Here is an 11,882-nt window from a genome sequence, read left to right as displayed (position 1 = left end):
CCGGCGCGCCGGCCCCGTACGTGGTCCCGGCCATCGCCGGTGCGGTCGTTCGGCAGTGGGTCGCCGACGGTCGCTGGGACCCGGCGGGCCGTGGCCGCGTCCGGGTCGGCCGGGCCGCCGCCCCCGGGCGGGGTGGGGTTGTTCGGCAGCGGCCGGAGGATGTCCGTCGGCACGATCGCCGGCTGTTTGCCGCCGCCGACCTGCGCCCCGGGCAGGCCCGAGCCGAGCGTCCCGGGTAGTCCCGCGCCGGGTGCCCCGGGAGCGGTCGAGCCGAGCGTCCCGGGCAGGTCGGCCCCCGCCTCGGCCCTCGTCGGAGCGGGGGAAGAGGGGCCAGCGGGCCAGGGCGGCGGCCGTGGAGCCGAGCACGCCGGTGACGACCGCGATCAGGGCACCGTAGTAGGGCGCGAGCTGGTACCGGTCGGCGGAGTCGCCGGGGCCGGCGGCCAGGTAGGCGAAGGCGACCAGCACGGGGCCGGCCGCCCCGGTCGCGCCGCTGGTAAGCGGCGGGTGGCCGTGCCAGCGGGCCAGCGCGCCCGAGGCCGCGCCCGCGAGCAGGGCCACCAGCGGCAGGACCAGCGGGGCCAGCCGCTGCGCCGTGTCCGGGCCGAGCCAGCCCGGCTCGAACACGCCCAGCCGTACGGTCGGCAGCGGGCCGGCGCCGGCCAGGGCGGGTAGGGCCGAGAGCAGGGCGACGAACCAGATCGTGCCGGCGACCGCCGCGACGTTCCAGCCCAGCGGCAGGCGGAGCAGCACGGCGAGCGCCGCGCCGGCGCCGACCACCGCGCCGAGGGCCGCGCAGATGCCCACCGCCCAGACCGGGTCCACGCTGTTGAGCTGGGTGGCTCGGGCCGGTTGCATGCACAGCGGCGCGACGACCATCGCGCCCAGGGCTGCCGCGCCGGCCAGGGCGAGCTGCCCGGTCGTGGTTCGGGTGAGCGGGTCGGCGCGGGCGAGCCGTTCGGTGACCACCGCGCCGACCACGGCGGCGAGCGCCGCGCACCAACCCACCCAGACCAGCTGGGCCGGCCACCGGTTGACGGTGGCGTCGGTGAAGTCGCCGGCGATCCGGACGATTCCGAAGCCGTAGGCGACGCCGAGCTGACCGGCGCCGGCCAGCACGCTCACCCCGAGCGCGGTGAGCAGCAGCTTGCCCCACGTCCGAAAGGCCATGTCGGGCACGTTACGGCCCGGTGCGTCCGATCGCCACCTTGACGCCGCGCGGCGCGGCGACGCGCCCGGCCTGCGACTACTTGAGTTCGACCAGCCGCGCCAGATACGTCGTATCCCCGACATTGGTGAGCATGTGGACGGCGCCCGGGTCGCGGTAGACGACCCCGCCGGTCGGCTCGTCCGCGTCGATGGTGGTCCCGTCGATCGTCTGCACCACGTTCTTCGCGCCCTGTACGGCGATCACCAGGTACGGGTGGGCGTGCCGGTGCAGCGGCTGGCGCTCGCCCGGCTCCAGCCGGATGTGCCACACCCGCACCCGGTCGTTCTCGTAGACGATCTCCTGGCCCACCGGGCCCAGCTCGGTCCCGTCGATCACGTCGGTCATGCGGTCGAGCCTCCAGTCACCGCACCGGCGGGGCGCTCGACCGGGAGAGCGGCGTGTCGCCCCAGTTGCGGGAGCACCTCGGCGGCGACGAGCTCCAGATGGTCGAGGTCGGCCAGGTCGATCAGCCGCAGGTGGACCCGGGTCGCCCCGACGGCGGCGAACTCGCCGATCCGGTCGACGAGCTGGGCGGGCGAACCCACCACCGATTCCTCCGGGGGCAGGGCGCTCATGGCGTGCAGCGGCGCGGCCCGCCGCCGCGCTTCGGCGTCGGTGCGCCCGATCGCCACCGAGATCCCGGCGGAGAGGACGAGCGGTGCCCGCCCCGACGCCGCGCGGCCGTGCCGGTCGCACGCCTCGGCCACCCGCCCGTACGCGGCGGCGGTCTCGGCGACGCTCTTGAACGGCATGTTGAACTCGTCGGCGTACCGGGCGGCGAGCTCGGGGGTGCGCCTGGGACCGCGCCCGCCGACGATCACCGGCGGGCCGGGCCGCTGGATCGGCTCGGGCAGGGCGGGCGCGTCGACCAGGTGGTAGTGCTTCCCGGTGAAGCTGTACGTCTCGCCGACGGGGGTGCGCCACAGGCCGGTGATCACGTCGAGCTGCTCGCCGAGCCGGTCGAAGCGCTCCCCGACGTCCGGGAACGGGATGCCGTACGAGGTGTGCTCCCGCTCGTACCAGCCGGCGCCGATGCCCAGCTCGACCCGGCCGCCGCTCATCTGGTCGACCTGGGCGACCATGACGGCCAGCGGCCCGGGGAGCCGGAAGGTGGCCGACGTGACGAGGGTGCCGAGGCGGATCCGGGTGGTCTCCCGGGCCAGCGCGGCGAGGGTGAGCCAGGCGTCGGTGGGGCCGGGCAGGCCGGGGTCGGTGCCCATGGACTGGTAGTGGTCGGCCCGTAGGAACCCTTCGAAGCCGCCCGCCTCGGCAGCCCGGGCGAAGCGGAGCTGGTCGTCGTAGCTGGCGCCCCGGTGTGGCTCGGTGAAAACGGCCACCCGCATGGTCATCGTCCCTGCGCGCTGGCCCCGGCCGGCGCCGGTTCGCGTACGCCGGTGACGGCCGACGCCGGGGCGACGGGCCCGGCGGGGCCGTCCCGTTCCATCAGCAGCTCGTGCAGCTCGGCGCTGACCCGGGCCACGTCGGCCAGGTGGGCGTTGCGGCCGAGGGTCCGGGGCCGGGGGATGTCGACGTCGACGATCGCGCGGATCCGCCCCGGGCGGGGGCTGAGCACGACCACCCGGTCGGCGAGCAGCACCGCCTCGTCGATGGAGTGGGTGACGAAGACGACGGTGGCGCCGCTGGTCATGTGCACCCGCTGGAGTTCGCCGGAGAGCTCCTCGCGGGTGAGTGCGTCCAGGGCGGAGAACGGCTCGTCCATGAGCATCACCCGGGGGTCGCCGATCAGCGACCGGCACAGCGAGACCCGCTGCTGCATTCCGCCGGAGAGTTCGTGCGGCAGCCGCTTCTCGAACCCGGCCAGCCCGGCCAGTTCGAGCAGCTCCCGGGCGCGCTCGCGGTGCTTCGCCCGCTTCCACCCGAAGATCTCGACCGGCAGCAGCACGTTGTCCAGCACCGACCGCCAGGGCAGCAGGGCGGGGCGCTGGAACAGCATGGCGATGTCCCGGCGTGGGCGGGTGATCGGTGTGCCGGCGACGGTGATCTCCCCGGCGGTGACCGGCAGCAGCCCGGCGACCATCCGCAGCAGGGTGGACTTGCCGCAGCCCGAGCGGCCGAGCACGGCGACGAACTCGCCCTCGGCGACGTCGAGGTCGATACCCCGCAGCGCCTCGACGCGGCCGGCCCGGCCGTCGAAGGTGCGGGACACGCCGGACAGCCGGATCATCGCCGCTGCCTCCCTGAGTGGACGGTCAGGATCGCAGCTAGGGTAGCCCGCCGCGATCCATCCGACACCATCCGGGGTGGAGATCAGTTCGTTTCCGTTCCGCAACAGACACTCCTCGCTACACCGGCAGGTCCCTTGCGTAGTCTGTGCCGGCGAAGAGTCCCCTCACGACGGTGGCGTCGGCTCCCCCCTCTGTCGACGCCGTCGCTCTCGACGACCCGGCCCGAGGCGTATCGCCCCTGGTCGGAAAGGACATGGTGCACAGATGAACAGGCTGACCCGCACGGTCGCCGCGGCCCTCCTGGCCTCCGCCCTCACCCTGGTGTCCGCTTGCAGCAGCGATTCGGACGCGTCCGACGCCAAGGGCGGCGACGGCAAGTCGCTGGAGAAAGTGACGTACCTCACTTCCTTTGGCAACTTCGGCCGTGACTCCTACGCCTGGGTGGCGAAGGAGAAGGGCTTCTTTAGGGAAGCCGGTTTCGACGTCGAGATCAAGCCCGGTCAGGGTACCGGCGCGGTGATCCAGACCATCGTCGGCGGTCAGGCCGACTTCGGCCCGATCGACCTTACCGGCGGCCTGCTCCAGCTCGGCAACGGCCAGGCCAAGGACTTCGTCGCCGTCGCGGCGATCCAGCAGCGCACCATGGCGGCCATTGTGACGGTCGAGGGCAAGAACATCGCCTCGCCGAAGGACCTGGAGGGCAAGAAGCTCGCGGACGCCCCGGCGTCCGTCGTCCGCAACCTCTTCCCGACGTACGCCCGGCTCGCGGGCGTGGACGTCAGCAAGGTGACCTGGGTGAACGGCGAGCCGCAGACCCTGATGGGCACCCTCGCCTCCGGCTCCGTCGACGGCATCGGTCAGTTCGTCGTGGGCCAGCCGACGGTGGAGGCGGTCACCAAGAAGAAGGCCGTCCTGCTGCCCTACAGCAACGTGATGCAGGACCTCTACGGCAACGTGCTGATCACCTCCAGCAAGATCGCCAAGGAGAAGCCGGACATGGTCAAGCGGTTCAGTGCCGCGCTGATTAAGGGCCTGGAGTACTCCCTGGCGAACCCGCAGGAGGCCGCCGACCTGCTGAAGAAGAACGTCGACGCCACCAACCCGGCGGCGGCTGCCGCCGAGCTTCAGCTCATGGCCGGGTACGTCCGGTCCAACAACTCCGGCACCAAGATCGGCACGCTGGACAGCGGCCGGGTCGCCAAGAGCATCGCGATCCTCCAGGGCGCGGGCTCGCTCAAGCAGAACATCACCCCCGACCAGATCATCGACTTTAGCCTCGTGCCGCAGCCCTGACCGGTCCGACAAGTCACCAGGGGTACGCCCTGCCGGCCTCCGGCAGGGCGTACCCCCGTTCCGTTCCCGGCCTGTGCGCCGAATGGATGAGGAGGAGAAGATGACCGACCTCCGGTTACCGGAACCGGCGCTCGCGGCCCCGCCCGTCGACCGGCACCGCGCCGCCGGCGGGCGCGCTGCCCTCGGTGCCGGCGCGCGGGCCGGCGCGAACGGGCTGCTGCTGCCCGTCGCGGGCCTGCTGGTCGCGTTCGCGGTGTGGTGGCTCACCGCCCGGCTGGAGCTGGTCCACCCCGCCGCGCTGCCCACCCCCGGCTCGGTGCTGTCGGCGTTCACCGACAAGCCGGACCGGATGCTGGAGCACACGCTCGACACCATGCTGGAGATCCTGATCGGCTTCGCGCTCTCCGCCGTGGCCGGCGTTCTGCTCGGACTGTCCCTGGCCGCCTCGCGCACCGTCGAGCGGATGTTCACCCCGCTGCTCGTCGCGGTCAACGCGGTTCCGAAGATCACCCTGGGGCCGCTGCTCGTGGTCGCGCTCGGCTGGGGTCAGAAGCCCATCCTGACCATGGTGTTCCTGCTCTGCTTCTTTCCGATCGTGCTCTCCACCGCGACCGGGCTGACCACCACGCCGTCCGACCTGGCGGAGCTGGTCCGCTCCTGGAACGCCTCCTGGTGGCAGGCGTTCCGCAAGGTGCGCTTCCCGGCCGCGCTGCCGCAGATCTTCGTCGGGCTGAAGGTGGCGATGCCACTGGCCGCGATCGGCGCGGTGATCGGCGAGTTCCAGGCCGGCGAGAGTGGTCTGGGGTACGTCATCACCCAGTACGCCGGCATCGGCGACACCGCCACCGCGTGGGCGGCGATCATGCTGGTCGCGCTGGTCAGCATCCTGCTCTACTCGGCGCTGGTGTTCGTGGAGCGCCTCGCCCTGCCCTGGGTCAGGGAGACCACCTCGACGAGGTGAAAGCGACCGTGGGCCGCGCCCGGCGGGCCCCACCGTCGTCAGCCCGCGAGCCGCCAGCGCCCGCCCCGGGCGACCAGCGTGGTGAGGGCCTGCGGCATCAGCCCCGAGTGGTTGTCCGGCGTCATCCGGATCGGGCCGGAGAGGCCGTCCATCTGGGACGTCTCCAGTACGTTGCGCAGGCCGTCCCGGCCGGCCTTGCCGGGCGCGCCGCCGGCCCGCAGCTCGGCGTCGGCGATGAGCTGTACGGCGTCCGCGGCGAACGAGGAGAAGCCGTTGTAGCCGCCGAAGCGGGCCGTGTAGTCCTGGAACCACTGGCGGCGGGCCGCCTTGGCCGGGGTGGTGGCGATGACGTCGTCGATCACCATGGTCTGGGTGAAGATCAGGGTGGCCCGCTCCGCAGACCGGGACGAGGCGCCCAGAAACAGCTCCCCGGCGGCCGACGCGTCGAAGAACAGCGAGCCGGTGAACCCGGCCGGCTGGGCCGCGCTCGCGGCGAGCATCGCCTGCTCCGGTGGCGTCCAGACGACCATGGCCTCGGGCTCGGGCTCGGCCAGCGCGCGGACCTGCTGGCTGACGTCGGTGTCGGTGGTCTTCACCGACTGGTTGCCCAGCAGTTGGATGTTGGTCTTGTCGAACTCGCGCCGCAGCAAGTCCAGCCCCTCCCGGCCGTAGCTGTCGTCGCTGTTGAGCACGGCGACCTCGCTGATGCCGCGGCGGCGCAACTCGGTGGTGAGGGCGGCGGCGCTGTCGGCCGCGTTCGGGGCCAGCTTGAACATGTACCGCCGGTCGGCGACCGGGGTGGCCACGGCACTGGACGAGGCGAGCGCGATCGTCGGTATCTTCTTCTCGTTGATCGTGCGGGCCGCGCCGACGGCGCATTCGTTGCACCCGCCCATGATGATCGCGCTCACCCGCGAGTCGTTGCTGAAGTCACCGATGTTGCGCAGCGACTCGCTCGCGTCGGAGCGGTTGTCCTTCACCTTGAGCTCGATCTTGCGGGCACCCAGCGCGCCCGAAGCGTTGAGCTGTTCGGCCTTCAGTTCCAGCGCGCGCTGGTACGCCTTGCCCATCGGGGCCGCGGAGCCGGACAACTCCAGGTCCACGGCGATCACAATCGGGCTCGTGTCCTGCTCCGCCGCGCCGAACTGGCAACCGGTGAGCGTGGTGGCCAAAACGGCCGATGCGAGCGCCGCGATGGTCACGGAGCGGATGGGGATCAACTCAGTCCTCCAGGTGCGGCGCGGGCGATGCCCGGTCACCGCCGCTTGTCCGTCCTCAGTGGAGAAACGGGATTGGTCTGCCGTACGGTGTGCGCGAAGCCTGCAAAACCTTGCCAATGCCGGGCCCTGTGGTCAAGCGCGGATGCATCGAAGCTTTCGGGACGAGCGTCCCACATGTTGGGGCAACCCGATGCCTGTAAATGCTTACTTTGCATTAGCGGACGACCACTCTGGAGTCACATGCCCTGATCAGGGGCTTGGGGAAATGAAGGTATTAGTTGACCGGATCACGCGATCAGTGCCGTGCGACCGTTTCCTGCCTCACTGCGGCTTCCCAAACACGATCATCTCTGATGAAATCGCGGCCGTGCCGCGCGCGGCGCTGTCCGCTGCACGGGGCACGGGTCGGCGGTTCAGGCGTGGAAGAAACGACGGAGGCGATGTCGTGAGGACCGGACCTACGACCCTGCCCGATAGCGGCGAGTCGAACGAGCGGGGCCGGCGACGGCTGCCCCGACTCCGGGATGCCCGGATCCGCTCGAAGCTGGCGCTGATCCTGGTGGTGCCGGTCGCGGCGGTGATCGCGCTCGCCACCATCCGGCTGGTCTCCACCGGTGAGGGCGTGTACGAGGCGACCCAGCTACGGGCGCTGACCGCCCTGTCGATCGACGTCTCGGCGCTGACCCAGGACCTGCACAAGGAGCGGATGGCCGCGGCCACCCTCCTCGCCCGGCCGGGGGAGAAGAGCAGGGTCGACGAGTACAACCTGCGGGTGCGCAGCACGGACGCGCGCATCGAGACGTACAACGCCGAGCGGGGCAGCATCGGAAAGGTCTCCAACGACGTACGGGACCGGCTGAAGGTCATCGACGACCACCTGCGGACGCTGAACAGCACCCGCCAGGAGGTGCTGGACCGCAAGCAGATGCCGGTGGCCGAGGCGGCGCTGCGCTACGGCGTCATCGTCACCGACCTGGTTTCCTACGGCGACACGCTCGCCCAGATGCCCGGCCAGGAGACCCTGGCCGACAACCGCCGGGCGGTGGCCGCGTTCGCCCACGCGAAGGCAGCGGTCGCCGAAGAGCAGGCCGTCGCCTACACGGCGCTGTCCACCGGCCGGCTCGACGAGGAGCAGTTCTCTTCGTTCGTGGCCACCCTCACCAGCCAGCAGGAGGCCCTGGTCTCCTTCTCGCTGGCCGCGGACCCGGCCCAGCGGGCCCTGGTCGACAGCACCGTCTCCGGCGACGCCGTCGTGCTCGCCGACCGGGTGGCCGCCGACCTGACCCGGTCGGTCGGGCAGACCCCCCTGGTCACCGCCGCCGACGTGTCCGCCTCCATCGGCTCGGTCAACGACCTGATGCGGTGGGCCGAGATCCAGCTCCAGCAGCGGCTGCTCGACCAGACCGAGGAGGCCCGCTCGAACGTCATCCAGCAGGCGGTCGTCGAGTCGGTGCTGGTGCTGCTGACCCTGATCATCGCCGTCACGCTGGCCGTGGTGCTGGCCCGGTCGCTCAACCACTCGCTGCGCCGGCTGCGTGAGGGCGCGCTGTCGGTGGCCAACCACGACCTGCCCGACGCGGTGCAGCGGCTCCAGACCATCGGCAACGTCGGCGACGGCGGCGTGGAGGAGATCGTCCGGCAGGTCCGGGACCCAATCCAGCTCACCAACCGCGACGAGGTCGGCCAGGTCGCCCTGGCGTTCAACGTGGTCCACCGGGAGGCGGTCCGGGTCGCCGCCGAGCAGGCCGCGCTGCGCACCAGCGTCTCGGCGATGTTCCTCAACCTGGCCCGGCGCAGTCAGACCCTGGTCGACCGGATGATCGGCGAGCTGGACGCGATCGAGCGCGGCGAGGAGGACCCGAAGCGGCTCGCCCAGCTCTTCGAGCTGGACCACCTGGCCACCCGGATGCGCCGCAACGACGAGAACCTGCTGGTCCTCGCCGGCGCGGACTCCGCCGTGCCGCGCCGCGACGACGCGCTCCTGATCGACGTGCTGCGGGCCTCCCAGTCCGAGGTCGAGCAGTACAACCGGATCGAGTTCGGCACGGTCGACACCGACATCTCGGTCGCCGCGCACGCCGTCAACGACGTCGTCCGCCTGGTCGCCGAGCTGCTCGACAACGCCACCCGCTTCTCCCCACCGAACACGGTGGTGGTCGCCGACGGCCGGCGGATCCGCGACTACGTGCTGATCCAGGTCGAGGACCGGGGCCTCGGCCTCACCGACGAGCAGCTCGACTCGCTCAACCGCCGGCTCTCCGCCCCGTCGACCGTGGACGTGGCCGCGTTCCGGCTGATGGGCCTGGCCGTGGTGAGCCGCCTCGCCTCCCGGTACGGCATCCGGGTGGAGCTGCGGCGCAACGTGGAGGGCGGCACCGTCGCCCAGGTGAGCCTGCCCAGCTCGACCGTGGTGCTGCCGTCGCTGCGGGGACGCCAGCCTGTCCCGGCGCCGCTCACCCTCGCGCGCCAGCCGGCCCCGGCCGAGCAGACCCCGCTGAGCCCGGTCGGGTTCGGTGAGCCGGCGACCGGTGCCGGTCGCACCGCCACCCTGACCGACCAGTGGCGTACCGCCGCGCCGACACCGGCCCGCTGGCAGGTGCCCGGCGACGCCCAGGACGGGGCGTCGGCCGCGCCGTTCGGCAGCCCCACCGTGGCCCAGCCGACGATCCCGACCGTGACGCCCGTGTCGCAGCCGCCCGTGCCGGCCCAGCCCGCGTACACGCCCAGCGGCGGCATCTCGGTCGGCAGCCCGACCGTGTCGTACCCGACGATCGATCCGCTGCCCCGGCGGTCGCCGAACGGGGAGTCCGCCCAGCCGGCCACCCCGGCCAGCCCGCTCGCGTCGGCCACCCCGCTCGCGCCGGTGACCCCGGTGCTGCCGGGCGGCCCGGTCGCCGGGATGGCACCGTCCGCCCCGCCGGTGCCGGTCGCCCCGGCCACCCCGGTGGTGGCCCGTCCGGCCCAGCAGGCGGAGGCGCCGATCTTCCGCGAGATGGAGGCGGTGTGGTTCCGCTCCCACGGTGACGACGTGACCGCGATCTTCCAGCGCCCCAACTTCGACGACTCCGCCCCCGCGCAGGCCACCGCCCCGCCGCGGGCCCCGCTGCCGACCCGTACCCCGGGGACCACCCCCACGGACGGCCCGGAGGCGACGACCACCGCGCCGCCGGCGTACGCCCCGCCCCCGGAGTCGGCCGCCTCCGCGACCGCCGGGCCGGCGGCCCCCACCCCGCCGCCGGCGATCGATCCGGAGGCGTGGCGGACCGCCGCCGACGAGGGCTGGTCGCGGGCCAGCCGGGCGGCCGAACCGCCGGCCGCCGGCACCACCCGCTCCGGCCTGCCCAAGCGGGTGCCCCAGGCCCAGCTCGTCCCCGGCGGGATCGAACCGAAGAGCGGTCGGGACCACAGCCGGCGCACCCCCGACGAAGTACGCGGCCTGCTGTCGGCCTACCACCGCGGTGTGCAGCGTGGACGGACGGCCGGCGCGGACCAGAACAGCAATTCGACCAAGGAGACGAGCCGATGAACAGGCCAGCGGCCATGCAGGACATGGGTTGGCTGCTCACCAACTTCGCCGACAGCGTGGCGGGAATCGCCCACGTGGTGGCGGTGTCCGCTGACGGGCTGCTGCTCGCCTCGTCCCGGGACCTGCCCGCGGACCGGGCCGACCAGCTCGCCGCCATCACCTCCGGCGTGGTGAGCCTGACCGAGGGCGCGGCCCGCATGTTCAGCGCCGGCGGGGTGCTCCAGACGGTCATCGAGATGGACAGCGGATATCTGTTCCTCATGTCGATCAGCGACGGCTCGTCGATGGCGGTGCTCGCTGCCCGTAGCTGCGACGTCGGGCAGGTCGGGTACGAGATGGCGCTGCTGGTCGAGCGCGTGGGCGCGGCACTGGTGCCGCTGCCCCGCGATGCGGTGCGCGCGTAACACCGCCGGGCTGCACGAACAATGACCAGACGTCGAGCAACGACGTCGACCGGGAGGAGGTGATCGCGGATGGACCAACGACGGGAGGACCCGCGCGGCGCGCTGGTGCGTCCGTACGCGGTCACCCGTGGCCGTACCGAGCCGCGCCAGGACATCGCGCTGGAGGCGGTGCTGACGGCCAGCCCGACCGCCGTCGCCGAGTCCCGGTTCGCCGGCCACGACAAGCACCGAATCGCCACGATCTGCGAGGGTCGGCCCCAGTCGCTGGCCGAGGTCGCCGCATACACCCGGATGCCCTTGGGCGTGGCCCGGGTGATCGTCGCCGACATGGTGGCCGAGGGCCTGCTGACCCTGCATACTGCCGCTCCCGCCGAGGGATACGAGGAGCGGATGGAAATCCTTGGAAGGGTGCTAAGTGGACTTCGCAGGCTATGACCCCGCCGGGGCGCGCCGCAACCGCGGGATCACCTCCGCGAAGATCGTGGTTGCGGGCGGCTTCGGTGTGGGCAAGACGACTATGGTCGGCGCGGTCTCGGAGATCACTCCGCTGACCACCGAGGCGGTGATGACCTCGGCCGGCGTCGGCATCGACGACCCCTCGAAGGTACCAGGGAAGCAGACGACGACGGTCGCCATGGACTTCGGCCGGATCACCATGGCCGAGGACCTGATCCTGTACCTGTTCGGCACGCCCGGCCAGACCCGGTTCTGGTTCATGTGGGACGAGATCATCAAGGGCGCGGTGGGCGCGGCCGTGCTGGTCGACACCCGCCGGATCACCGACGCGTTCGCCCCGCTGGACTACTTCGAGAACCGCCGCCTGCCGTACGTGGTGGCGCTCAACCGGTTCGACGGGGCACCGCAGTACGAGCTGGAGGAGGTCCGTGAGGCCCTCGCCATCTCGCCCCAGGTGCCGCTGGTCATGACCGACGCCCGGCACCGCGAGTCCGTCAAGCAGGTGCTGGTGACGGTCGTCGAGCACGCGATGATGCGCCTCCAGGCCGAGCACGGCCGGGGCTTCCCGGCCCCGGTGGGCTGAGGCCGCCGCTCTGGCGGAATCAGGGCACCCGCCGCTTCGGCGG

The 11,882-nt window shown here is 72.3% G+C and carries 10 protein-coding genes and 1 pseudogene; 6 read left to right on the top strand and 5 right to left on the bottom strand.

What is annotated here, in order from left to right:
- From MCAG_RS10765 to MCAG_RS10750, 4 genes and pseudogenes are all read right to left on the bottom strand, one after another.
- Positions 1-1,170, bottom strand: a pseudogene (locus MCAG_RS10765) (hypothetical protein); the annotation flags it as partial.
- 76 nt (positions 1,171-1,246) lie between these two features.
- A complete protein-coding gene (locus tag MCAG_RS10760) occupies positions 1,247-1,555 on the bottom strand; it encodes a cupin (protein WP_036373076.1) in 309 nt (102 codons plus the stop codon).
- Complete coding sequence (locus MCAG_RS10755) at positions 1,552-2,553, bottom strand: LLM class F420-dependent oxidoreductase (protein ID WP_007072990.1); 1,002 nt, start codon at positions 2,551-2,553, stop codon at positions 1,552-1,554. The genes MCAG_RS10760 and MCAG_RS10755 overlap by 4 nt, the downstream gene beginning before the upstream one ends.
- Before the next feature lie 2 nt (positions 2,554-2,555).
- On the bottom strand, positions 2,556-3,395 hold the full coding sequence (locus MCAG_RS10750; RefSeq protein ID WP_007072989.1) for an ABC transporter ATP-binding protein: 840 nt from the start codon (positions 3,393-3,395) through the stop codon (positions 2,556-2,558).
- Positions 3,396-3,660: 265 nt separating this feature from the next.
- Here MCAG_RS10750 and MCAG_RS10745 point away from each other — a divergent pair, with 265 nt between their 5' ends.
- Complete coding sequence (locus MCAG_RS10745; RefSeq protein WP_036373074.1) at positions 3,661-4,689, top strand: ABC transporter substrate-binding protein; 1,029 nt, start codon at positions 3,661-3,663, stop codon at positions 4,687-4,689.
- A gap of 100 nt (positions 4,690-4,789) precedes the next feature.
- Positions 4,790-5,650 (top strand): ABC transporter permease, encoded by an 861-nt coding sequence (locus MCAG_RS10740; RefSeq protein WP_007072987.1) that lies wholly within the window; start codon positions 4,790-4,792, stop codon positions 5,648-5,650.
- 38 nt (positions 5,651-5,688) lie between these two features.
- On the opposite strand, the gene MCAG_RS10735 is transcribed toward MCAG_RS10740, so the two are convergent.
- Complete coding sequence (locus tag MCAG_RS10735; protein ID WP_007072986.1) at positions 5,689-6,870, bottom strand: ABC transporter substrate-binding protein; 1,182 nt, start codon at positions 6,868-6,870, stop codon at positions 5,689-5,691.
- A gap of 445 nt (positions 6,871-7,315) precedes the next feature.
- Between MCAG_RS10735 and MCAG_RS10730 the strand changes: the two genes are divergently transcribed.
- The 4 genes from MCAG_RS10730 (at position 7,316) to MCAG_RS10715 (ending at position 11,839) form a co-directional block, all read left to right on the top strand.
- Complete coding sequence (locus tag MCAG_RS10730) at positions 7,316-10,396, top strand: sensor histidine kinase (protein WP_007072985.1); 3,081 nt, start codon at positions 7,316-7,318, stop codon at positions 10,394-10,396.
- Positions 10,393-10,800, top strand: coding sequence for a roadblock/LC7 domain-containing protein (locus MCAG_RS10725; protein ID WP_007072984.1), 408 nt, complete (start codon positions 10,393-10,395; stop codon positions 10,798-10,800). The genes MCAG_RS10730 and MCAG_RS10725 overlap by 4 nt, the downstream gene beginning before the upstream one ends.
- A 69-nt stretch (positions 10,801-10,869) precedes the next feature.
- Positions 10,870-11,235 carry a DUF742 domain-containing protein gene (locus MCAG_RS10720; RefSeq protein WP_007072983.1) on the top strand — a complete coding sequence of 122 codons (366 nt, stop codon included), beginning with the start codon at positions 10,870-10,872 and terminating at the stop codon, positions 11,233-11,235.
- A complete protein-coding gene (locus tag MCAG_RS10715; RefSeq protein WP_007072982.1) occupies positions 11,216-11,839 on the top strand; it encodes an ATP/GTP-binding protein in 624 nt (207 codons plus the stop codon). Before MCAG_RS10720 ends, MCAG_RS10715 begins: the two co-directional genes overlap by 20 nt.
- Positions 11,840-11,882 lie beyond the last annotated feature (43 nt).

This window comes from Micromonospora sp. ATCC 39149 (assembly GCF_000158815.1).
GTDB lineage: Bacteria > Actinomycetota > Actinomycetes > Mycobacteriales > Micromonosporaceae > Micromonospora.
Note: the sequence above shows the minus strand (reverse complement) of the source record. Positions and strands in the feature narration are given on the sequence as shown.